Below are 22598 nucleotides of genomic sequence, written 5' to 3'. Positions count from 1 at the left end.
GCCCGCCGTCCGGATGGCTCGCCGGGAGTGGGATCGCGATCAGCGGGCGCAGGCCGCCCGGCTCGATCAGGCCGAGGCGGGCTGGACGGTGATGTACGGCGTGGGCGGGCGCCGGTTCTACGCCATCGCCACCGCACAGGCTCCGGGGCCGCAGGTCGTGGAGGCCCGTACCGCCGAGGAGTTGCACGAGCTGATCCGCGAGACCGGGCCGGCGGTGCCGCCGCCTGCCGTGCCGCACCGCCACGGACAAGGAGTCCCGATGATCGAAAGCACCCCGGACGGCCTCCGGACCGTGGGCTGGGAGCTGCCCTGCGACCCGGCGATCACCCATGAGGCCCGCAGGATGGTGCGCGAGACCTTCACCACGTGGAGGCTGCCGTCCGATCTCGTCGACGACGCGGTGCTGGTCGTCAGCGAGCTGGTGACGAACGCGGCGGTGTACGGCGGGCCGCCGGTCCGGCTGTCGCTGTGGGCCACGCCCGAGGGGATCTGTGTGCGGGTCACCGACCACGGTCCCGGACGGCCCCACCGGCTCGACCTCGGTCAGGACGCGACCTCCGGCCGAGGACTCGCGATCGTCGAGGCGCTCGCCGACCAGTGGGGTGTCATCCCAGTCCGCGACAAGGTCGGCAAGACGGTGTGGGCTGCGTGGCGGCTTCCCTGCGGGCGATCCGACGCGCCCCGCACGGCCGATTGCGCGGACGGGACGCGTGTGGCCGCTCACCCGTAGTGGAAGCCGGGTTTCGGGTGCATCAGGAAGTCGTGGTGGGAGATGTTCCAGGCGTAGGCGCCGGCCATGGTGAACTCCACGATGTCCCCGGCGGCCAGGCGCACCGGCACCCGGTGGGCCAGGACGTCCTTGGGCGTGCAGAGCTGGCCGACGATCGTGACCGGCTCGCCCGGCGGTAGCGCGGCCAGTGGCTGGGAGTGGCCCTTGGTGGCGGGGGTGCGCAGGTGGTGGGTGCCCCCGGCGACCACCGCGAACAGCTCGCCGTGGACCCGCTTGACGTCGATCACCCGGGTCACGTATCGCCCGCAGTAGACGGTCAGCGCCCGTCCCGGCTCGATCCGCAGCACCTCGCCTGGACGGCGCAACCTCGCCAGGCCCTCGCCGTAGGAGTGCCAGTCGAACCGCGCGTCCGGGGCGGCGTACGACACCGCCATGCCGCCGCCGAGGTTGATCTCGGTGACGCCCAGCTCCCGTGCGTACTCCAGCACGGCCGCCGCCAGCTCCAGCAGCGCGGGCGCCTCCAGCCCGCTGGCCAGGTGGGCGTGGATGCCGCGCAGCCGTACCGCGTCCTGGCCGGACAGCAGCGCGACGCACTCGGCGATCCCGCCGGGGTCCATGCCGAACGGGGTCGCGCCGCCGCCCATGGCCAGCGACGCCCCGGCCACGGGAACGTCGAGGTTGACCCGGAGCAGCACGTCGGCGCGGCGTCCCGACGCCAGCAGGCGGCGCAGTTCGCCAGGGCTCTCCACGTGCAGCCGGGTGACGTCGCCGAAGAGCTCCGCGTCGGTCTTCCCCGGACCGCCGAGGGCCACGCGGGCGCCGGGGAACAGCCCGCGCACGTGCGCCAGCTCTCCGCCCGAGGAGACCTCGAAGCCGTCCACGTGCCGCGCGAGCACCCGCAGCAGCTCCGGGTCGGGGTTGGCCTTCACCGCGTAGTACAGCTCGATGCCCGGCAGCGCGGCCCGTACGGCCGCCGCGTGCTCGTCGAGGGAGGCCAGGTCGTAGACGTAGGCGGGCAGGTCGTCCGGTGTCAGCCCGTCCGGGACGGGGACGACCGCGGTCGGTCTGTCCGTGATCGAGCCGGCCGGGAGTGCGCTGTCTGTGATCGAGCCGGTCGGGAGTGCGCTGTCTGTGATCGAGCCGGTCGGGAGCGGAAGGTCCGGGGTCACGAGAGCACCGCCAGGGGGTTGGCCACCGGCACGTATCCGGCCGAGCGGTCGGCCGAGCGCGCCCACCGGACCGAGAGGTTGGCCTTGGCGGGCAGCGGCGCCCCGGCCAGCAGGTCGGACAGCGGCTGCGGCCACCCCACCGAGTCGGCGTATCCGGCCAGCACCTCCCCGGCCGCCGCCCACAGCTCCCGCGTGGACCCGGGCCCGGCGAGGGAGGCGGCGATCTCGGCGAGGTGGTTGACCATCAGGCAGTAGACCACCCGGTCCCAGCCGCCGGCCGCGTCGTAGGTGAGGGCCTCGGCGACCCGCTCCGGCAGGCCGGACAGGTCGTGGCGGCCGGCGACGAGCTTGGTGCCCTCCATGTCGCGGAAGACGGCCTCCACCGGCAGCCCCGCCTCGTCCACGCCGATCAGGACGTTCTGCAGGTGGGGCTCCAGCACCACGCCGTGGCTCAGGTAGGCGTCGAGCACCGGCGGCGCGACCCGCTCCACATAGGCGCGCCACCAGCGCACGGGCTCGGCCGGAGGGGAGCCCGGAACGGCCAGCGCTCCGCTCAGCAGGGGGGTCACCCCCGGGCGGCAGACCGACCACGGGCTCGTACGGATGATCACACCCAGCCCCTCCAGGAGCCGGGTGCCCAGATCGGCGGAGCGGTAGCCGGGTTCGGGGAGCCAGCGGGTGCCGGGGAAAACGGCCGACAGGCTCTCGAAGACCGGTCCCAGGCGCCGGGTCAGCTCGACCGCGCCCGCCAGCTCGTACCAGGAGTTCTTCCTGACGCAGTTGGTGATCCGCACGTCCAGGCTGAATTTCAGGCACCGGTCGATCCGCGGCTCGTAGACCGTGCGGACCGACGAGGTGGGGACCGCCATCCGGGAGCCCTGCCCCAGGTCGATCAACCGCCCGTCGGCCAGCGGGGCGGTGAGTTCCGCCGCGAGCAGGTCGAGCTGCCACGGATGCGCGGGCAGCAGCGTGTAGCCGTGCGGCGCCGGGCCGAGCCCGTCCAGCGCGCCGGTGTCGCCCGCCTCGGCCAGCACGTCGTCGCGGACCCCGAGCAGCCGGAGCGGGAAGGCGGCGTGCGCCTCGGGGGCGTAGCGCAGCCAGTCGGCGCCGCCGCGTGCCTTCGGACTGGGATGGAACGGATGTCCGAACACCAGTCCCTGCTCGGAGGCCAGCCACGGATCCGCCGGCGGCGTGGCGTCCCGGCGGACCGAGAGCAGCGTCGTCATGGCGTTCCGGCTCGCCTCCACCTGCGCCGCGAACTCCTCGTTGCTCCCCCCGAGCTCGGACTCGACGAGCCGGACGAGCAGGTCCGCGGAGAGCGGCTGCCAGCAGCCGTGTTCCAGCCACTCGGGCGGCCCCTCGAACCGCAGCGCGAGCCCGCCGTGCGTCCGGATCCGCAGCAGGGCGCCGGCGACACGCAGCAGCACGTACGGCTCGGCGTGCCAGACCTGCCCGCGCGGTCCGGCCACCTCCCTGACGCAGCACCGCAGCAGTGCCGCCAGCGACGCCTCCTCGGCGAGGGCGGTTGGAGAGGAGTCGAGTGCGAGGCTGGTCATGGTGTCCTTCGCATGATCACGTTCTGGAGGGCCTGAGGGGGCTGGCGCAGGTAGTTGGGGCCGCTGGTGCCGTAGAACTTGTTCACGTCGCGCGCCCCGGTGCGCGCCTTGTCCACCAAGGTCCCGGCGGTGATCATCGATTTGCCGACGAGCCGGGCGGCGTCGAGGGTCCTGGCCCGCAGCAGCCTGGCCATCGGGTCGTCCCCGTGCTCGGCCAGCGCCTCCCGGAGCGCGTCGCGGACCAGCCGGGAGGCCTGCGGCGACGGCAGCGCGCCGAACGCCACCGCCGCCGCCGCCAGGTGCAGGGTGATGGTCACGAACACGTCGGCGAGCGCGTGCGGGTCGTCGGTCAGCATCCGCCCGTCGGCGAAGCCCGGCACCGCGAGCCCGGCCGCGCGCAACCGGTCCGGCGATGTCAGCAGCCCGTCGTTGTCCTTGACCAGCAGCTTGGCGGGACCGTTCCCCAGCACCAGCGCGAGGTTCTGCTGGTGGGCCTCCAGCGCCGTGCCGTACCGGACGAACAGGCGCACGTGGAAACCGAACAGCAGCCGCAGGTAGTCGGTGAGCAGCCGCGTCACGTCCCCGTCGTACCACCGCCCGGCGATCTCCTCCACGACCAGTCCGCAGCCCGGCAGGGGGGCGGGCAGCGCGGCCACCGTGACGATCTCACCCGGCGGGAGGCGGCGGACGAGCCAGCCCAGATACTCGTGGTCCGCGTGGCCGTAGGTCTGCTCGTCGGCGAGGAGCACCCCCGGGTCGGGCATATCGCGCAGCAGCCGTTCGGCTCGCGCCCCGTCGGCCAGCGTGTCCGGCCTGATCGACCTGCGGTTGCGCAGCCCGAGCGTGCTGGTGGCCAGCGGCAGCTTCAGGTGCGTGGCCGGGTCGATCACGACCGTGCGCATCGACAGCGTGGGCCTGACCTCCAGGTACGGCTCGGGCCCCATGATCACCCAGGGGATCCGCTCGACCTCCGGGACTGTCAGCGGGTGCACCGGGAACAGCACGTGCGTCCCGGCGAGCTCCCGGGGCAGCCCGGCCGCCGGGAAGTCCGGCGCGAACGGCATCGCCGCTCCGGCCGCCCGCTCCCGGGGCACGGCCGCCCAGCGCAGCTCGAAGGCGGGCGCGAACTCCGGCGCGTAGGCCGCCAGCTCCTCGTCCGACAGGCCCGCCCGGCAGCGCGCCGTCGGGTAGACCGGATGGTCGACGGAGGCCGCCAGCGTCTCGTAGCGCACGGCGCCGAGCCGCCCGCCGGTCCGGGAGGCGGGGACGTCGCGGTCCAGCCCGGCGAGCACCTCGTCGCGGCGGGCGTCGTGGAGGCCGAGGGCGCGCAGCGCCTCGTGGCACTCGCGGGTGAAGGCCTCGACCCCGGTGGCGTCGGCCGGGGCGGAGATCTCCCTGAGGGTGCGCAGGACCTCCTCCAGGCGGAGCGACTCCTCCGGGGCCACCACGAAGTCCTGGAACAGCGAACCCGGCGTCAGCCGTACCCTGCGCCCTCCGGGCAGCAGCAGCGCGACGCCGTCCTTGCTCCGCGTCACCCGCCCGGTCAGGCCGCCGTAGTCCTCGCGCAGCAGCGCGTTCAGGACGCGGGCCGACAGGTACGGCTCCCGCCCTCCCGGGCCGCGTCCGCCGATCACGCGATCACCCAGGGACTCTCGGCGGTGAAGGCCGCCACGGCCGCGTCCACGTGGGCCCGGTCGGGGCCGATGGCGCGGACGATGCCCAGGTAGTCACGGTTGGTGTTGGTCGGCTCGATCCGGTCGCCCACGGCGCGCAGCGGCCGGTGCCAGAGCCGGACCGGGCCGTCCGCCCCCGGTACGACCGCGCCGGGGGCGGACACCACGGTCCCCGGCCGGTCCGCCACCAGGCTGAGCACGGTGCCGTGCCGCCCGGGACCGACCGGCGCCGGTCCGCCGTGGGCGCCGTGCCCGTCCTCGCCGGCGCGGAGCGGGTCGCGCAGCCCCGATCCCAGGTGGACGCCGAGGATGCGCTCGAACAGCGGGACGTCCAGCAGGCTGCCGACCAGGAAGTCGCAGTTGTCGCCGATCACCCGGTAGTTGACCTCGATGATCCGCGGTCCGGCGGGGGTCATCACGTATTCGGTGTGGCAGGCCCCGAACCCCACGCCCAGCGCCTCCAGCGCCCGCAGTACATGGTCGCGCGCGGGCGGGGGCTCCCAGTCGAGCCGTTCCTCCACGAAGTACGGCAGCGGCCCCAGCGTGGTCCGGAAGCCGCCGAGCACCTGGACGCTCCGCCCGTCGCCGAGCGTCTCCAACGTGTGCAGGGGGCCGTCGAGATACTCCTCCACGACCAGCGTCTCGCCCGGCCGCCGGTCCCGGATCGCCCGTACGGCCGCCGCGAGCTCGCCGGCGTCCCCCACCAGCACGACGTCCTCGCTGGCCACGCCCTCGCACGGCTTGACGACCGCGGGGAACGGAGGGTCCGGCGGTATCGGGTCGCCGGGCGCCAGCCGTACCGAACGGACGGTCTCGACTCCGGCCGCCGCCAGCCGGCGCCGGGTGAGGGCCTTGTTCTTGGTGGCGACGCAGGCGCGCCAGTCCTTGCCGGGCAGGCCGAAGTAGGCGGCGGCGAGGGCGGTCTCCGCCTGGATGTGGTCGGAGTTGGAGAAAACCGCGTCCGGCGTGTGATGGTGCGCGATGATGTCGATCACCGCTCGCGCGTCGCGGACGTCGCAGCGGAGCACCTCGGTCCCCGTGTCCAGATGGTGCTCCGGCCGGTCGGTCAGGATCGTGACGTCGCAACCCAGGGCGCGTGCCGCCGGGAGGAACCCGTCCGTGACCGAGTCGGTCGGTTTGAGCGCGGTGAGGTACAGCCGCAATGCAGGGACCCCCGATATCAGGTAAGCCTAACCTAACCGGCTGTATCTTAGCCGGGTAGAGATCATCGCGCTGGCCTGATCGCGTATTCGGCGGCATCTCCTCGGCGGGCACCCCCGTCCCGGGCCGCCCGCCGTCCTGGTCGAGGATCCGGCGAGATGAGGGGGACCCCGGGATCGGCCCTGTTCCGCGGCGTAAGATGTCCACTCGGTCTGGGAGGCGGGGCGACGTGGAGATCACCACACAAGAGGGACTACTGGGACCGCTGCTGCTCGCGCGCAGCGCCATCGACCGCTCGGCGACGCTCCGCGGCGACGCCGAGTGGCTCAAGCGGGCATGGGCGGACGGCGCGAGCAGGGTCGTGGTCGTCGACGACGGGCAGGCGCTGGTCCGGCGTGACGGGGACGAGGCCGCGCTGGTGCTGCTGCCCACGGCCGAGGCGCCCGAAGGCGAGCGCTACCTGCTCGGCGTCGACGTCGACGGCGTCGTCTACTTCGCCGTGTCGGCCTCGCTGGAGGGCGTCACCCACGGCGACTCCTTCAACCGGATCGTCGCCCCGCTCGCCCCCTCGGCGTTGCAGCAGGGGCAGGCCGTCGCCGCCGGGCTCCGCCAGGTGGGGTCGCTGCTGGGAGACCTGGACGCCGGCCTTCTGGTCTACGCGGTCGCGCTGGAGGCGTGGCACTCCACCCACGAGTTCTGCCCGCGATGCGGCGGCCACACCGAGGTGCGGGCCGGCGGGCACGTGCGCGTCTGCCCCAGGGACGGCAGCCAGCACTTCCCCCGTGTCGACCCGGCGGTGATCATGCTGGTCCACGACGACGAGGACCGGTGCCTGCTCGCCCGGGGGCCGCAGTGGCCCGAGGGGCGGCTGTCGGTGCTCGCCGGTTTCGTCGAGCCGGGCGAGTCGCTGGAGCACGCGGTGGCCCGTGAGGTGGTCGAGGAGGTCGGCGTGCACGTCGTCGACCCCCGTTACCTGGGCAGCCAGCCCTGGCCGTTCCCGCGCAGCCTGATGCTCGGCTTCTTCGCGCGTGCCACGACGACGGAGCTCGTCCCCGATCTTGAGGAGATCGCCGAGGCGCGCTGGTTCAGCCGAGCCGAACTGCTGGCCGCCCTGGAGAGCGGCGAGGTGCGCCTGCCGTCCGAGGTCTCGATCGCTCGCAGGCTGATCGAGACCTGGTACGGCGGGCCGCTGACCGGCGACTGGTGATCAGACGCTCAGGCGGGCCTTGACCTCTCTCACCGAGGGGTTGGTCACGGCCGTGCCATCCTCGAACAGCACGGTCGGCACTGTCTGGTTGCCGTTGTTGACGCTCATGACGAACTGCGCGGCGTCGGGGTTCCGCTCGATGTCGATCTCCTGGTAGGAGATGCCCTCCCGGGTGAGCTGGGACTTCAGCCGCTTGCAGGGGCCGCACCAGGTTGTGGTGTAAACAGTCAGCGCCATTTTGTGAAATCCCCTCATGTGATGTTCGGCGCTCTTGGCAACAAAGTGAGAGCCGTTCATCTTCCCGCCGGTCGGACGCCCGCCGGTCGCCGGTCGGTCGCCGGTCCTCTCGCCGGGGCCTCCCGCCGGGCTTCTCGCCGGTCAGAGCAGCTTGGCGGCGACCCAGGCGTGCACCGTCTCGGCCACGCCGGGCAGCCGGTACAGCGGCGAGCTGTGCTCGATGCCCGGCTCGGTCAGCACCGTCATGTTCACGCCGAAGCGGGCCAGGCGGTCGCGGAGCCGGACGCTGTGCTCCGCGGGCACGAACTCGTCCTGCGAGTGCACGCTCAGGACGGGCACGTCACCGCTGCTCGCGTGCAACGGCACTTCCATGCTGTTCCAGATCCTGGGGCACTTGTCCGGCTCGCAGCCCCCGGCCAGGCGGATGGCCGACTCGCGCAGCTTGCGCCGGTTGGCATCGACGGTGTCGGTGCCCTCGTTGTAGGCCGTGAGCGGTGAGATCACCGGGGAGATGCCGACCACGCCGCGCAGGCCGGGCAGGCCGCTGTTCTTGTAGGTGCCGGCGGCGGCGGCCAGGTGGCCTCCGGCGGAGAAGCCGATGACCACGTAGTTGGACGAGTCGAAGCCCCACAGGAGGGCGTGCCTGCGCGCGGTCGCGATGGCGTCGAGCGTGTCGGTGCGCTGGGCGGGCCAGGCGGCGTCGCCGGAGAGGCGATAGTTGATGTTGAAGACCGTGTAGCCCTGCTCGACGTAGCTCCGGCTCAGCGCGGTCATGTACTTCTTGTCCCCGGAGGACCACCAGCCGCCGTGGATCAGGAAGACGCCCGGATGCCCGACGCCGTCGGAGTGGTGCCAGACGTCCATCCGCTGACGGACGTGCGGGCCGTAGGAGACGGTGTCGACGGAGACGTCCTGGAGCAGCGGGTCGGTGGCCGGCGTCGAGGTCGGCGACGGCGTCGGGACGGGGGTCGGAGTGGGCGTCGGGTCGCCCTTCCCCGCCGCTCCGGCGGACGCGGTCTTCGCCGTGGCGGCGCTCCCCGTGGCGGCCTCGGTCCTCGCCGTCGCCGTCGTGGCCCGGGTCTTCGTGGCGGACGCGGCCTCCGCGGTCGCCTTGGCGCCCGCCGGCGAGGGCGCCGAGGTCGCGTGCGCCGCCGGAGACGCGTGCACCGCGGTGGGGCCGATCACCAGCGCCGCCAAGGCGAGCGCACTCACGGTTACCGCAGTTCGCACGGGTCTCTTCCTTCCCCCAGGGCACAGTTCGGTCCCCATTGTGGGGGAAACGACCTTGTCTGTGCATCTCGGCGAACGACATAGGTTGACGGCGGCATGTTGTCAGAATGGGCGATGCTTGGCCACTGACTGGGAGGATGTTTTTCATCCGGCCGGTTAATCGCGTGTAAGGAGTCTCCGTGGAGCCCGACGACGTTCTGGCGGGGCTGGATCCCGAGCAGCGTGAGGTGGCGCAGGCCGTCCGAGGCCCGGTCTGCGTGCTCGCGGGAGCGGGCACCGGCAAGACGCGGGCGATCACCCACCGCATCGCGCACGCCGTGCGCAGCGGGGTGGTCGACGCCCAGAGCGTGCTGGCCGTGACATTCACCACACGCGCGGCGGGCGAGCTCAGGCAGCGCCTGCGGCAGCTCGGCACCCCGGGGGTGCAGGCACGCACCTTCCACGCCGCCGCGCTGCGCCAGCTCACCTACTTCTGGCCGCGCGTCATCGGCGGCGACCCGCCCAGGGTGATCGAGTCGAAGCTCCCGCTGCTGATCGACGCCTGCCGTTCCGTCCGGAAGAACCCCGACCGCTCCGAGCTGCGGGACATCGCCTCCGAGATCGAGTGGGCCAAGGTCACCCAGGTCGGCCCGGAGGACTACGCCGAGGCCGCCAGGAAAGCCGGCCGGACCCCGCCGGTCCCGGCCGAAGAGGTCTTCCGACTCTACGACGCCTACGAGACGCTCCGCCGCGACCGGCACCTGGTCGACTTCGAGACCATCCTCGAACTCACCGCCGCCGTGATGACCGAGCACCGCGAGGTGGCCGCCCAGATCCGCCAGCAGTACCGCTACTTCGTCGTGGACGAGTACCAGGACGTCAACCCCCTGCAGAAGCTGCTGCTCGACACCTGGCTCGGCGGCCGCGACGACCTGTGCGTGGTCGGTGACCCCAACCAGACCATCTACTCCTTCACCGGGGCCACCCCCCGCTACCTGACCGGCTTCTCGGTCGAGCATCCCGACGCCGCCGTGATCAAGCTCGTCCGCGACTACCGCTCCACTCCCCAGGTCGTCTCCCTGGCCAACCGGGTGCTCGACAGGGCCAGGACCCCGCACAAGCTCGCCCTGATCGCCCAGCGCCCCGACGGCCCCGAGCCCGTCTTCGCCGAGTACGACGACGAGCCCGCCGAGGCCGAGGGGGTGGCCCGCGCGGTGAAGAAGCTCGCCGACGGCGGGGTGCCGACCCGCGAGATCGCCGTGCTGTTCCGGGTCAACGCCCAGTCCGAGGTCTACGAGCAGGCCTTCGCCAAGGCGGGCGTCCCCTACCTGCTGCGCGGCGCCGACCGCTTCTTCGAGCGCCCCGAGGTCCGCCAGGCCGTCGTGCTGCTGCGCGGCGCCGCCCGCTCCGCGGCGGACGACGACGAGCTGGCCCCGACCGTCCACCACATCCTCGCCGGCATCGGCCTGACCCCCGAGGCACCCGGCGGCGGCAAGGCCCGCGAGAAGTGGGAGTCGCTGCGGGCCCTGGCCGACCTCGCCGAGGACCTCGCCGCCGAGGGCGGGGACCTGCCCGCCTTCGTGGCGGAGCTGGAGCGCCGGGCCAGCGAGCAGCACGCGCCGCCGGTCGAGGGCGTGACGCTGGCCTCGCTGCACGCCGCCAAGGGCCTGGAGTGGGACGCGGTCTTCCTGGTCGGCGTCACGGACGGCATGATGCCGATCATCTACGCCGAGACGCCCGACCAGATCGAGGAGGAGCGCCGTCTCCTCTACGTCGGCATCACCCGGGCCCGCGCCCATCTGGCGCTGTCGTGGGCGCTGGCGCGCTCGCCGGGCGGACGCCGTTCCAGGAGGCCCTCCCGTTTCCTCGACGGTCTCACGGGCCGTCCGGCCGCGCAGAGCCGCGCCTCGTCGCCCGCCCCCAAGGACCGCCGGGCCGTCGCCGCGCCGGTGAGCTGCCGCGTCTGCGCCAAGACCCTCGTCGCCGCCGCCGAGCAGAAGCTCGGCAGGTGCGCCGGCTGCCCGGCCGACTACGATGAGGCCCTGCTGGAGCGTCTGAAGGCCTGGCGCACCGGCGTCGCGAAGGAGACCAAGGTCCCGACCTACGTGATCTTCACGGACGTCACCCTGCAGGCGATCGCGGAGCGGTCGCCGACCTCCGAACAGGACCTGCTGGCGATCACCGGAATCGGACGGGTCAAACTGGAGCGGTACGGCGAGGCGGTGTTCGCCCTCTGCCGTGCTGCCCAAGATCAGACGGAGGACGCGTGAACGAGGCGCTCAAGGAGCTGCTGGACCTGCTCGACCTGGAGCAGATCGAGCTTGACATCTTCCGGGGCCGTAGCCCCGAGGAGCGCATCCAGCGGGTGTTCGGCGGCCAGGTGGCCGCCCAGGCGCTGGTGGCGGCCGGCCGGACGGTGCCGCCGGAGCGTTACGTCCACTCGCTGCACGCCTATTTCATCCGGCCCGGCGACCCGGCGATCCCGATCGTCTACAACGTCGAGCGGGTCCGCGACGGCCGCTCCTTCACCACCCGCCGGATCTCGGCCATCCAGCACGGCAAGGTGATATTCACCATGTCGGCCTCCTTCCACGTCATGGAGACCGGTGTCGAGCACCAGGCCGCCGTCATGCCGGACGTGGTCGCGCCGGAGAGCCTGCCCATGTTCCAGGATCGGATGCTGGAGGTCGTGGGGGAGGACTCGCCGTGGCGGGAGTGGCTGGCCAGGCCGCGCCCGGTGGACGCCAGGTATGTGACCCCCCTGACGTGGGAGGCCCACCGCGACCCGGAGCTGCGCGGCTCGGAGACGAACGTGTGGTTCCGCTACGACGCCGAGCTGCCCGACGACCCGCTGCTGCACGTGGTGCTCGCCGCCTACGCCTCGGACTTCACCCTGGTGGACACCGTGCTGCTCACCCACGGCCTGGCCTGGGGCGCCTCCAACGTCGCCGGGGCCTCGCTCGACCACGCGATGTGGTTCCACCGCCCCTTCCGGGTGGACGACTGGATGATGTACGCCCAGGAGTCGCCGTGGTCGGGGGCGGCACGCGGGCTGGCCAGAGGCGAGATGTTCACCCGCTCCGGTGAACTGGCGGTGTCGGTGGTGCAGGAGGCCATGATCCGCGTGAGTTAGTGTAAAACTGCAGGTAGAAAATATGTTGCTCGTCCCCGGGACCCGGGTTTAGGGTCATGGTCAAGCAAGTCGGACGGTCCTGTCCGACGATCCACGAATGGAGGTGAGTCCACTGTGAAGATCAACATGATGTCCGTCCAGATCGGACTCACTTCCGAGCGCCGTAGCACCGTCCTGCCCTGCGGCAGTCGCACCCTCCTCACGGTTGGCGCGGCCGCTCAGCTTCAGCAGGAGCAGTCTGTCCGCATTCAGATCCCGGCAGGCCACACGACCGCCCTGACCGCCTTTCCGGCGGCGGGCGCCCTGGCCGTCCCGGTTCCCGATGCAGGCGGCTACGCACCGACCAAGCACGCCCGAAACGGTGGCCTGCGCGGTCCGCATCCCTGGGGGCAACCTCCGGTCATAACCTGACCGAGAGGAAGAGCCTTCAGGCCGCGGATCCGCAACCAGGATCCGCGGCCTTCTTGTTTGTCCGCGTCATTCCTGACCCCCACCCAGAGGTAACCAAAGATCAACACCTAACAGAGAGGTGAAGCAGATGGGGGCCCAGACGGTCATGGACCTGATCGACGAAGCCACAATCCCCTGTCGTACCGACCCCGACCTCTGGTTCGCCGAGTCTCCGGAGGACGTGGAGTTCGCCAAGGCGCTCTGCGGAGGCTGCCCGATCCAGCAGGCCTGCCTGGCCCGCGCGCTCGAGCGCGAGGAGCCGTGGGGCGTCTGGGGCGGCGAGCTCATCCTTCGGGGAGCCGTCGTTCCGCGGAAGCGTCCGCGTGGACGTCCCCGCAAGACTCCGCTCGCTGCCTGATCAACACCTGATCGACCCAAGAACTTCGAAGTTCCTGAAAGGACTACTTCCAATGAGCTACTTCGCCACCCGGAGCCTGGACATGCCGTCTATGCATGAAGAACTGGTCCGGGACCGAATACGGACGCTCCACCGCGAGGCGGAGGAGCAGCGTCTGGTCTCGGGCATCATGCGCCTGCGACGCGCCCGTCGTGATGCGGAGCGCGCGTCCTCGCGTCTCCGCCACGCGCTCCTGCGCCTCGTCTGATCCGGTAAGGATCACCGAGCGAGACAAATGACACAGAACAAATGACACAGAGGGGTGGCCCGTCCGAACGGGCCACCCCTCCGCGCTGTGTCGATCCGTGCCGCTATGCGCTGTGTCGATCCGTGCCGCGCCGGCCGCCTCCCCGCTGCAGTCCGATCACACCGCCCGCCCCGCCCATGCCGTCTGACTGTGCCTGCCCCGCCGTGCGTGATCGGCCGTGCCCGTCCGGCTGTGCCTGCCCTGCCCATGCCGTCTGGCTGTTCCCGCCCCGCCCTGCCGTGCCTGGCCTGCCGTGCGTGATCGGCGGTGCCCGTCTGGCTGTGCCTGCTCCGCCCATGCCGTCTGGCTGTGCCTGCCCCGCCGTGCGTGATCGGCCGTGCCCGCCTTCCTGTGCTCGCCTGGCCCGTGTCCGGTTCAGCTCGCGGCGACCGCGTGCTCCTCGGGATCCTCCTCGGTGAAGCCGGGAACCCAACGGATCACTTCTTCGCGGAAACGGGCGGTGGTGCCGAGCTGGCAGAGCACTCCGATCCCGGCCGCGTGCACCCGGTGGATGAGAACGTAGGACACCGGCAGGTTGAGCTGGCGCACCACGTTGCCGGGGCGCAGGTCGGTGACCGTGGCCGCCTGGTGCTGCAGCCACTCCCGGCTGAAGGTGAACTCCTCCACCGCGGTCGGCTCGATGTAGGGGGAGAGGAAGGCCCGCAGCGCCTCCATGTCCACCTCGATGTGCGGGAGGATGAACCCCTCGTCCCGCAGGCCCTGGACCACGTTCGCCATGTCGCCGTTGTTGAAGATGCGGGTCAGCTTCCCGAAGACCGCCGGGTAGCCGTCCGGCAGCCGGTTGACGGCGCCGAAGTCGAGCACACACAGCCGCCCGTCCTCCAGGACCCGGAAGTTCCCCGGATGGGGGTCCGCGTGCAGCATGCCGACCCTGGCGGGGGAGGAGAACAGGAACCGGACGAGGAGAAGCCCCGCGCGGTCGCGCTCCTCCTTGGTGCCGCCGGTGATGATCCGTGACAGCGGGGTGCCGTCCACCCACTCGGAGACGAGCACCTGCTCGTTGGCGGCGATGACGTCCGGGACCAGGAAGTCGGGGTCGTCCTTGTACTCCAGCGCGAAGGCGTGCTGGGCCTCCGCCTCGCGGAGGTAGTCGAGCTCCTCGACCACCCGCTCACGCAGCTCGCTGAGCACGGCTTTGATGTCGAGGCCGGGCAGCAGCACGCCGAAGAGCTTGCCGAGCCTGGCCAGCTGGGTGAAGTCGGACAGCAGTGCCTTGCCCGCCCCCGGATACTGGATCTTGACCGCGACCGTCCGGCCGTCGTGCCAGACGGCCTTGTGCACCTGCCCGATCGACGCGGCGGCGGTCGGCCTGTCCTCGAACGACTGGAAGTTCTCCCGCCAGTCGTCCCCCAACTGCTCGACGAGGACCTTGTGCACGGTGGTGGCGGGCAGCGGCGGAGCGGCGTCCTGCAGCTTGGTCAGAGTCGCACGGTACGGCCCGGCGACCTCCGAAGGCAGAGCGGCCTCGAAGATGGACAACGCCTGGCCGAGCTTCATCGCCCCGCCCTTGAGCTCTCCCAGAACCTTGAAGATCTGCTCGGCGGTGCGTTGCTGGATTTCCTGGGCGACGATCTCTGCGGGCTTGCCCCCGATCCGTTTTCCCAGCCCGAGAGCGGTGCGGCCGGCGAACCCGATAGGGAGGGCCGCCAGCTTGGCGGAGCGCGCAACGGCGCGGCGCGGAAGGTCACTCACCTTTGGTTTGCGGCGTGTCCGCCGTACAGCGAGACGCCGCTCCCTCCCTTCGGTGTGGTGTCTATCAGCGGCAGGTAGCCGACGCGACCATTGTTAGCGAACCCATGTCGTTTCGGAAGCAACGACATTGTGGATGAACACTCCAGGATCGCCGCTTCCATCTCCAATCAGGCAATACATCCATTGTGCCGTTGGTCACACTTGGCTCACCCCCGTCCAGCAGAGCAAGCGCATGACCGGCAGCCGCCGCCGCGACCAGCGTCGACATCACCGTGCCGCAGGCTATCTCCCCTGCGGGGAAGCCTCCCAAGCGGGCACTGACGACCGGCCAGCCGGGATCGCGATCGCGTCGAATCAAATCTAGACACTGCAGGCATGTGCTCCGCCCAGGCAGCACCATCGGACCGACCGACCCGGACCCCTCGAAGGCGGTCACCAGCAGGTGCGGAACCCTCCAGGCGACGAGCTCGCCGACCAGCAGGCCGTCCAGCGGCTCCACCGGTGCGAGGATCGCCAGATCCGGCCGGCGGGCGCCGTCGGCGAGATGGGGCGCGCCGTCACCGGTCCACGCGGTGACCTCGGGCGCCAGGGCCCTGGCCACCGCCACCGCGCCGTCCTGCCTGCTCATCCCCACCTCGGCCCAGGTCAGCCCGCCGGGCACGACATCCCTGGGCCGGGCCGTACCGGGATCGACGACGCAGAGCCTGCCGACTCCGGAGGCGGCGAGCAGGGCGACGATCTGCGCGCCCACCCGGCCCGCCCCGTACACCCGCACCTGGGCGTCGCGCCTGCGCTCCAGCGCCGCGAGCCCGCCGTCGGTCGTGCCGGGGGCGAGGGAGAGCGCGTCCAGGTCGGGCTGGAGCCGGTCCCGCTCGGCCATCGTGAGCGTGCGCAGCGGGCCGGGCGGTACCCCGGCGTCATCCACCACACCCCGGCTGACCAGCAGGTCGAGCAGGGTCTGGCCGTGATCCTCCCCGAGCCCGGCCTCGGCCGCGGCCGCCAGCACGCCGGGGAGGTCCCGTACGCCGTCCAGGCTCTCGACCCAGCGGCGGACCTCGGGTTCGAGATCGGCCAGCAGCACCGCGTGCCGGGGATGCAGGCCGAACTGCAGGGTGCGCTCGTCGCGCGCGACCCTGCGCAGCGCGGGCTTCAGACGTGGTCTCATGCGCCTGCCTTTCCTGGGGGGGCGTGCCGGCCGGGGGGGGCGTGTCGGCGTGCCGGCCTCCGCAAGTTCCCACGCCCCCGCAAGATCCCGGGCGGGTTTCCCATCGCCTGTGGATAACTCCCGCACCCCCTGTGGACGGACGGATGACCTCCGCGTCCCCTGCGGGCAGGCCCGCATCCGCGCCCCCTACGGGCAGGACGGCATCCGCGCCCCCTGGACGCGGATCCGCCGTGCATTACGCTCACCGCATGAACGAGCTCTTGGTCGACCGGCGGGACGACGGCGTCGTGGTGCTCACCCTGAACCGCCCGGACCGGCGCAACGCGATGACCGACGGGATGACCGAGCAGTGGCGGCAGGCGATCGCCGACCTGCGCCGGGACCGGGACGTGCGGTGCGTGGTGGTCACCGGCGCCGGGAGCGCGTTCTGCTCCGGGGGAGACCTGTCCTGGCTCGCCGAGCGCGGCGCCGAGAGCGTGCCCGACCTGCGTGACAGGATGCTCGCCTTCTACCGCACCTGGCTGGCGATCGCGGACCTGGAGGTGCCGACCATCGCCGCGGTCAACGGCGCCGCGGTCGGAGCCGGGCTCTGCTTCGCCCTCGCCTGCGACCTGGTCTACGCCGCCGACGAGGCCAGGCTCGCCGTCCCCTTCACCTCGCTCGGCCTGCACCCCGGGATGGCGGCGACCTATCTGCTGCCCCGCGTCGCCGGGGTGGGGGTGGCCAGGGAGATGCTGCTGACCGGACGGACGATGCGGGGCGCCGAGGCGGCGTCGGCGGGGCTGGTCACCAGGGCGTTCCCTCGCGAGAGCCTGATGGCGGAGGTGCTGGGGATCGCGTCCGGGACCGCCGCCAACGCGCCCATCGCCACCCGGCTCACCAAGGTCGCCCTCGCGGGCGGCGGGCACGCGGACCTCGACGCCGCCCTGCGCTGGGAGTCACTCGCCCAGCCGGTCACCATGACCTCAGCCGACATGCTTGAAGGGCTGGCGGCACAGAGAGAACGGCGGGTCCCGCGATTCGGCAACTCCTGAGACAGGCGATATCCAGGTTAATTCGATAAGTCGCCGCCATAACCGATCGGTCTCGCTGAACAATCAACGAACGGGGATTGACCAGCCAGAACGTCTTCCGCCCTCTGGTGTGAATTCGTCATTCTCGGCTACCGTTCATATGTGCCCCCCGAGACAGTCGAGGTCCGTCGAAGTTCTCGTCGCAGGCGGACGGTTTCCGCGTACCGCGACGGCGAGAAAACGATCGTGCTGCTTCCCGCAGGATTGAGCAGCACCGATGAGGAGCAATGGGTACGGCGGATGCTCGACCGGCTCGCGGCCAAGGAGCAGCGGAGACGCCCCTCGGACGACGACCTGCTCGAGCGGGCCAGCGAGCTGTCATCGCGTTATCTGGACGGCAGGGCGATGCCCTCCAGCGTGCGTTGGGTGGACAACCAGCAGCACCGCTGGGGCTCCTGCACCCCCGATCACGGCACCATCAGGCTCTCCACGCGGCTCCGGGGAATGCCCTCGTGGGTGGTCGACTACGTGATCATGCATGAGCTCGTGCACCTGCTGGTGCCCAGCCACGGTCCCCGCTTCTGGGCGCTGGTGGAACACTATCCCAAGGCCGAACGGGCACGAGGGTTCCTTGAGGGATTCTCCATGGCGGCCAACGGCGCCGCGGAGGAATGTTGACGGAAGAGCGACTGGTGGCGGTCGTCGTCACCCCCTCGATCGCGGAAGCCACCCCACCGGGAGTCGACGCCGCCGCGTTCCTGACGGCCGTGGCCGAGGACACCTACGAGCTCGTCGCCGGGCTCGATTTCGTCTCGCCGGTCCTGGTGACGAGCGTGCCGGGGATGGAGGAGATCGTCTGGCCGGGGACCCCGGTCGTCGAGATCCCCGACCTGTCCGGGGAGGCCCTGGTCAGGGCCGCCTTCGCCGCCCTGCCGTACGGCGGGCAGGCGGTGTTGCTGAGCGGAGACGCCCCCGACCTGCCTCCCCTGCTGATCGGCAAGCTCTTCCGCCAGCTCGGCCGGGCGCAGGTGGCCGTCTGCCCGGCGGCCGACGGCGGTGCCGTGGCGATAGCCGCCCACCTGCCCTACCCCGACTGGGCCGGGACGGGTTTCGACGACCACGACCCGGTCAAGGCGCTGCGCGCCGCGGCCCCCGGGCCCCGGACCGTCGCCACCGGGCCGGGCTGGCACCGCCTGCGCACCCCCGACGACATCGCACGGCTGGACCCCGGCCTGGAAGGCTGGGACAACACCCGGGCGCTGCTCTCGGCCTGAGCGGCCGTCCCGGACGGATATCCGGCGGCGGCCGGTGGGCCGGACGCCGCTTCCCGGGGTGGGCCGCGTCAGGGCGCGGGCAGGCGCGGGTCGGCGGACAGGGCCCGGCGGCCGGACGCCGCTCCCGGGCCGGGTCAGGACACGGGCAGGCGCAGGTCGGCGAACACGGCCCGGTGGTCGGTGCCGGGGACGGTGTGGACGCTGACCTCGTTCACCTTCACCCGCTGGTCCACCACCACGTGATCGATGGTGATGAGCGGCGGGATCCGCTCGTTGGCGGGCCAGGTGGGCGTCAGCCCCTGGCCGGCCCGGTCGGCCGAGTCCACATAGCCCCGGCTCAGGAAGCGGCGCATGGCGGCGTGGTCGAGGCTGGCGTTGAAGTCGCCGGCGAGGATGCGGATCCTGTCGGGGACGGCCGGGGGGAAGGCCTCCAGCGCCTCCGTCCATTCGCGTACGTGCTCCTCCAGCGGCGGGTAGGGATGAACGTCGACGACCTCGACGGGCTTGACGCCGGGCAGGACGATCGTGGCGGCGGGCATGTTGTGCCCGACCGGCCGGAACATGCCCTCCAGCGGGTCCAGCGGATACCTGGCGTACAGGCCGCTGCCGCTCGCACCGTGGTCCGGGGCCAGCAGGCGGTAGGGCAGCAGCTCCCGGAGACCGGCCGCGTCCAGCTTCTCGACCATCTCCGCGGTCAGCTCCTGCGTGCTCAGCACGTCCGGCCTCAGCCGCCGGACCAGGGCCGTCACGGGCTCGGGCTCGGCCCCGCCGAACAACATGTTGAGGGTCAGCACCCGCAGCGGCGTCCCGGCGGCGGCCTCCGAGGAGCCGAGGGCCCGGGGCAGAACGCTGGAGCCGAGTGCCGCCGCGGTGACCAGCGCGACGGCCGTGACCGCCCGGTTGCGGGCCAGCGCGGCCAGGACCACGGGGAGGAGCGAGCCCGCCGCCACATACGGCGTGCCGGTCATGATCTGGGTGACCAGCGCCCCCCGCTCCAGCCCGGCCACCCGGGCCACGGCCCAGGCGGCGAACGGGGTGACCACCACCCAGGCGAGAGCCCGGGGGAACCTCCGGCGCCGCCGCGGCGGGGTCACGATGGCGCCGCCCACGTCCCTGTCGGCTGTGATGTCCACGCTCACGATGCCCCGTCCCGATCGTCACGCCAGTGAGCGGGACGATAACCAGGGGAATGTGAGACGAGCATAAAACGCCCGGCTAGGAGGAACGCAGAATTTCTCGCGCGCGGCGTGCCAGCCGGCGGGTCGCCTCGTCGGAGAGCTCGGGGATCTCCTCCACCGGGAACCATCTCAGGTCGAGCGACTCGTCGCTGATCACGGCCTCGACGTCGGCCGGGGCGACCGCGCCGTACTCCACGTCCAGGTGGTGGCTGTGCGGCGGGTGGCACCAGACCCGGTGCCGGTCGAGGGCGAGCGGGCCGGGCAGCAGCCGCAGGCCGGGGATGCCGGACTCCTCGGTGGCCTCCCGCAGCGCCGTGGCCTCCAGCGAGTCGTCGCCGCGCTCGCAGTGGCCGCCCATGGGCAGCCACATCCCGGCCTTGGGGTGCAGCGTGAGCAGCACCCTCTCGCCGTCGTGGGAGAGCACCGCGGTCGTGGCCGTCAGGTGGCCCGGCACGCACTCGCGCCACATTGCGTCCTCGTGGGCGTCCACGTGCCCCAGGAACTCCTTGCGCAGGAGCTCCTCCTGCGCCGTCGGCGCGACCCAGGCCGCGAGCACACTCTGCGCGTGCGCGCGAAGGCTCACCCGGCGTCGCCCTTGCCGTCGTCCTTGTCGTCCTTGCCGTCCTCGGCGGGAGGCTCCTGCAGGGACGCCTCCAGACCGGACAGGTCGAACTCGGGCTCTCCGCGGACGAAGCCCTCGGGGTTGCCGAGATCGTCGGCGGTGGGCATCAGGTCGGGGTGGCCCCAGACCGCGTCCCGGCCGTCGACGCCGCGGTCGGCCTCCAGCGCCTGCCACAGGGCCGCCGCCTCGCGCAGCCGGCGGGGGCGCAGCTCCAGGCCCACGAGCGTGGCGAAGGTCTGCTCGGCGGGACCACCGGTCGCCCGGCGGCGCCGTACGGTCTCCGCCAGTGCCGCCGACGAGGGCAGCTTGCCGGCGGCGGCGCCGTCCACGACCGTGCCGACCCAGCCCTCGACCAGGGCGAGCATGGTCTCCAGCCGCGCCAGGGCGGCCTTCTGCCGGTCGGTCTCCTCGGGCTTGAGCAGGTTGCCGCCGCTCAGCGCCTGCTGGAGCTGCTCGGGGTTGTTGATGTCCAGCCCGCGGAGCTGCTCCTCCAGGGCGGAGACGTCCACCGTGATGCCCCTGGCGTACTCCTCCACCGCGCCGAGCAGATGCGAGCGCAGCCACGGCACGTGCTGGAACAGCCGCTGGTGGGCCGCCTCGCGGAGGGCCAGATACAGCCGGATCTCCTCGGCGGGCGTCTCCAGACCCTGGCTGAACGCGGCGATGCCGCCGGGCAGCAGGGCGGCGTTGTCGGACAGCGGAAGGCCGATGTCGGAGGAGCCGATCACCTCGCGGGCGAGCGAGCCGATGGCCTGGCCGATCTGCTGGCCGACCATCATGCCGCCCATCTGTTTCATCATGCCCATCAGCGGCCCGGCCATGGCCTGGGCCTCTGCGGGCAGACCGGCGGCGCCGAGGGTGCCGCTCATGGTCTCGACCATGCGGGCCGCGATCGGGTCGCAGAGCTGCCGCCAGACGGGAACGGTCTGTTCGATCCATTCCGACCGGCTCCACGCTTGCGGGTTGCTCACCCCGCTCGGAAGCGCGGTCGCCTCGTTCAGCCACAGGTCGGCGAGGTTGAGGGCGTCCACGATCTGACGCCGCTCGCCTTCCATGACACTCGGGTCGCCTTCGGCGGCCACGACGTGCCGGGCGATGTTCTTCGCCATGTCCCAGTTGACGGGACCGGAGCTCGGCGGCGCGGAGAGCATGTCTGCGAACTGGCGCATGGCCGCTGCGATCTGCTCCGGGTCGCCGAACATGGCGAACGGATTCTCGTTGGGGTCGTTTTCCCGACCTGGCAAGTCAGTCACCGCTCTACCTCGTGCAGGATGGAGGAGTCCACATCCGCCACGTTATCCGTCGCATGGCGGGTCAGTGCAAAGTGAGGACATGGTGCCTACCTCAAAACGCCTCCGGCCCCCGGTCGTCGCCGTCACCGGCGCGGCCTCGGGTATCGGCCGCGCATTCCTCGCGAAGGTCGCCTCGTCTGCGGATTTCCGCAGGGTCGTGGCCATCGACGAGCAGCGCGGCGACGTGCCCGACGTCACCTGGCGGGTGCTCGATGTCCGAGATCCGCTCTTGGCGAACCGGATCTCCGACATCGACGTGCTCGTTCATCTGGGGGGTGACTACGCGCTCGACGCCGACTCCGGAGAGCGACGCGCCTACAACCTGCGGGCCGCCCAGACGGTGCTCACCGCCAGCGCCGCCGCCCGGGTGCGCCGCGTCGTGCTGGTCACCAGCGCCATGGTGTACGGCGCGGCGCCCGACAACCCCGTCCCGCTGCCCGAGGACTCCGCAGTGGCCGCCGAACCCGACACCGGCATGGTCGGCGACCATCTGGAGATCGAGGCACTGGTACGGCGCTCGCTGCGCAGCCACCCAGGCCTGGAGGTGACCGTGGTACGCCCGGCCGCCGTGGTCGGTCCGGGCGTGGACAGCGTGGTGACCCGCCACTTCGAGGCGCCCAGGCTGCTCAGCGTCAAGGGATGCAGCCCCCGGTGGCAGTTCTGCCACGTGGACGACCTGGTCTCGGCGCTGGAGCTGGCCGCGCTCGGCACGGTCTCCGGGGTGGTGGCCGTCGGGAGCGACGGCTGGCTGGAGCAGGACCAGGTGGAGGAGCTCTCCGGCCTGCGCCGGTTCGAGCTGCCCGCCGGGCTGACCTTCGGCACCGCCCAGCGCCTGCACCGGCTGGGCATCACCCCGGCCCCGGCGACCGACCTGCACTACGTCGTCTATCCGTGGGTGGTCGACTGCTCGGCCCTGCGCGCGGCCGGCTGGAAACCGCTGTGGAGCAACGAGGCCGCCTTCGAACAGCTCCTGGAACTGCGCGAGGGCAGGCACACGGTCGTCGGCCGCCGCCTGTCCGGCAAGGAGGCGACGATCACCGCCGCCGGCGCGACCGTCGCGGTCCTCGGCACCGCCGCGATCGTCCGCGCCGCTCGCAAGAAGCGTCGCGTCTGAGCCTCCGGGCACGGCTCGCGCCCCGGGGAACCGCTCTCCCGGGGCGGGCGGCCGGGGA

The 22598-nt window shown here is 72.0% G+C and carries 22 protein-coding genes; 11 read left to right on the top strand and 11 right to left on the bottom strand.

All coding sequences use genetic code 11. From position 1 onward, the window contains the following. Positions 1-13: 13 nt before the first annotated feature. Positions 14-730: an ATP-binding protein gene (locus SROS_RS46650; RefSeq protein WP_052317143.1), complete on the top strand. Its 717-nt coding sequence runs from the start codon at positions 14-16 to the stop codon at positions 728-730. On the opposite strand, the gene SROS_RS40400 is transcribed toward SROS_RS46650, so the two are convergent. The 4 genes from SROS_RS40400 to SROS_RS40385 are packed head-to-tail and all read right to left on the bottom strand — an operon-like array spanning position 721 to position 6291. Beyond that, on the bottom strand, positions 721-1899 hold the full coding sequence (locus tag SROS_RS40400) for an alanine racemase (protein WP_012894742.1): 1179 nt from the start codon (positions 1897-1899) through the stop codon (positions 721-723). The genes SROS_RS46650 and SROS_RS40400 overlap by 10 nt on opposite strands. Then, positions 1896-3455 (bottom strand): IucA/IucC family protein, encoded by a 1560-nt coding sequence (locus SROS_RS40395; protein WP_012894741.1) that lies wholly within the window; start codon positions 3453-3455, stop codon positions 1896-1898. Before SROS_RS40395 ends, SROS_RS40400 begins: the two co-directional genes overlap by 4 nt. Continuing rightward, the gene (locus SROS_RS40390; protein ID WP_012894740.1) at positions 3452-5089 is read right to left on the bottom strand and encodes an IucA/IucC family protein; all 1638 of its coding nucleotides are present in this window, start codon (positions 5087-5089) and stop codon (positions 3452-3454) included. Before SROS_RS40390 ends, SROS_RS40395 begins: the two co-directional genes overlap by 4 nt. Continuing rightward, positions 5086-6291, bottom strand: a complete 1206-nt coding sequence (locus SROS_RS40385) for an ATP-grasp domain-containing protein (protein WP_012894739.1) — start codon at positions 6289-6291, stop codon at positions 5086-5088. The genes SROS_RS40390 and SROS_RS40385 overlap by 4 nt, the downstream gene beginning before the upstream one ends. Positions 6292-6518: 227 nt before the next feature. On the opposite strand from SROS_RS40385, the gene nudC reads away from it, so the two are divergent. Beyond that, a complete protein-coding gene (gene nudC, locus SROS_RS40380) occupies positions 6519-7496 on the top strand; it encodes an NAD(+) diphosphatase (protein ID WP_012894738.1) in 978 nt (325 codons plus the stop codon). On the opposite strand, the gene SROS_RS40375 is transcribed toward nudC, so the two are convergent. Together SROS_RS40375 and SROS_RS40370 are read right to left on the bottom strand one after the other, a co-directional pair. Further along, the gene (locus SROS_RS40375; protein WP_012894737.1) at positions 7497-7733 is read right to left on the bottom strand and encodes a mycoredoxin; all 237 of its coding nucleotides are present in this window, start codon (positions 7731-7733) and stop codon (positions 7497-7499) included. Positions 7734-7874: 141 nt separating this feature from the next. Next, positions 7875-8963: an alpha/beta hydrolase gene (locus SROS_RS40370; protein WP_012894736.1), complete on the bottom strand. Its 1089-nt coding sequence runs from the start codon at positions 8961-8963 to the stop codon at positions 7875-7877. 179 nt (positions 8964-9142) lie between these two features. Between SROS_RS40370 and SROS_RS40365 the strand changes: the two genes are divergently transcribed. The 5 genes from SROS_RS40365 to SROS_RS40345 all read left to right on the top strand — a co-directional run bounded on the left by SROS_RS40365 (position 9143) and on the right by SROS_RS40345 (position 13130). Then, a complete protein-coding gene (locus SROS_RS40365; protein ID WP_012894735.1) occupies positions 9143-11212 on the top strand; it encodes an ATP-dependent DNA helicase UvrD2 in 2070 nt (689 codons plus the stop codon). Beyond that, the gene (locus SROS_RS40360) at positions 11209-12075 is read left to right on the top strand and encodes an acyl-CoA thioesterase (protein WP_012894734.1); all 867 of its coding nucleotides are present in this window, start codon (positions 11209-11211) and stop codon (positions 12073-12075) included. The genes SROS_RS40365 and SROS_RS40360 overlap by 4 nt, the downstream gene beginning before the upstream one ends. Positions 12076-12189: 114 nt before the next feature. Beyond that, positions 12190-12486, top strand: a complete 297-nt coding sequence (locus tag SROS_RS40355; RefSeq protein WP_012894733.1) for a hypothetical protein — start codon at positions 12190-12192, stop codon at positions 12484-12486. Positions 12487-12613: 127 nt separating this feature from the next. After that, entirely contained in the window at positions 12614-12883 is a 270-nt protein-coding gene (locus SROS_RS40350) for a WhiB family transcriptional regulator (RefSeq protein WP_012894732.1), read from the top strand. 52 nt (positions 12884-12935) lie between these two features. Continuing rightward, the gene (locus tag SROS_RS40345) at positions 12936-13130 is read left to right on the top strand and encodes a hypothetical protein (RefSeq protein WP_043653931.1); all 195 of its coding nucleotides are present in this window, start codon (positions 12936-12938) and stop codon (positions 13128-13130) included. 414 nt (positions 13131-13544) lie between these two features. Here SROS_RS40345 and SROS_RS40340 read toward each other — a convergent pair whose 3' ends face one another. Continuing rightward, positions 13545-14882, bottom strand: a complete 1338-nt coding sequence (locus SROS_RS40340; protein ID WP_012894731.1) for an ABC1 kinase family protein — start codon at positions 14880-14882, stop codon at positions 13545-13547. Between the two features lie 64 nt (positions 14883-14946). Beyond that, positions 14947-16047, bottom strand: a complete 1101-nt coding sequence (locus SROS_RS40335; protein WP_012894730.1) for a ThiF family adenylyltransferase — start codon at positions 16045-16047, stop codon at positions 14947-14949. A gap of 248 nt (positions 16048-16295) precedes the next feature. Here SROS_RS40335 and SROS_RS40330 point away from each other — a divergent pair, with 248 nt between their 5' ends. From SROS_RS40330 to SROS_RS40320, 3 genes are all read left to right on the top strand, one after another. After that, positions 16296-17081, top strand: a complete 786-nt coding sequence (locus SROS_RS40330; RefSeq protein WP_012894729.1) for an enoyl-CoA hydratase/isomerase family protein — start codon at positions 16296-16298, stop codon at positions 17079-17081. Positions 17082-17222: 141 nt separating this feature from the next. After that, the gene (locus SROS_RS40325) at positions 17223-17738 is read left to right on the top strand and encodes a M48 metallopeptidase family protein (RefSeq protein WP_012894728.1); all 516 of its coding nucleotides are present in this window, start codon (positions 17223-17225) and stop codon (positions 17736-17738) included. Further along, complete coding sequence (locus tag SROS_RS40320) at positions 17732-18334, top strand: DUF2064 domain-containing protein (protein WP_043653927.1); 603 nt, start codon at positions 17732-17734, stop codon at positions 18332-18334. The genes SROS_RS40325 and SROS_RS40320 overlap by 7 nt, the downstream gene beginning before the upstream one ends. 134 nt (positions 18335-18468) lie before the next feature. Here the strand turns inward: SROS_RS40320 and SROS_RS40315 are convergent, their stop codons facing one another. The 3 genes from SROS_RS40315 to SROS_RS40305 all read right to left on the bottom strand — a co-directional run bounded on the left by SROS_RS40315 (position 18469) and on the right by SROS_RS40305 (position 21387). After that, positions 18469-19473 (bottom strand): endonuclease/exonuclease/phosphatase family protein, encoded by a 1005-nt coding sequence (locus tag SROS_RS40315; protein ID WP_012894726.1) that lies wholly within the window; start codon positions 19471-19473, stop codon positions 18469-18471. A gap of 76 nt (positions 19474-19549) precedes the next feature. Further along, the gene (locus SROS_RS40310) at positions 19550-20095 is read right to left on the bottom strand and encodes an NUDIX hydrolase (protein ID WP_012894725.1); all 546 of its coding nucleotides are present in this window, start codon (positions 20093-20095) and stop codon (positions 19550-19552) included. Next, complete coding sequence (locus SROS_RS40305; protein ID WP_012894724.1) at positions 20092-21387, bottom strand: zinc-dependent metalloprotease; 1296 nt, start codon at positions 21385-21387, stop codon at positions 20092-20094. The genes SROS_RS40310 and SROS_RS40305 overlap by 4 nt, the downstream gene beginning before the upstream one ends. 79 nt (positions 21388-21466) lie before the next feature. On the opposite strand from SROS_RS40305, the gene SROS_RS40300 reads away from it, so the two are divergent. Continuing rightward, entirely contained in the window at positions 21467-22540 is a 1074-nt protein-coding gene (locus SROS_RS40300) for an NAD-dependent epimerase/dehydratase family protein (RefSeq protein WP_012894723.1), read from the top strand. Positions 22541-22598: the final 58 nt, after the last annotated feature.

Origin of the sequence: Streptosporangium roseum DSM 43021, assembly GCF_000024865.1 — a bacterium.
Lineage (GTDB): Bacteria > Actinomycetota > Actinomycetes > Streptosporangiales > Streptosporangiaceae > Streptosporangium > Streptosporangium roseum.
This window is presented reverse-complemented; position numbering and strand designations above follow the sequence as displayed.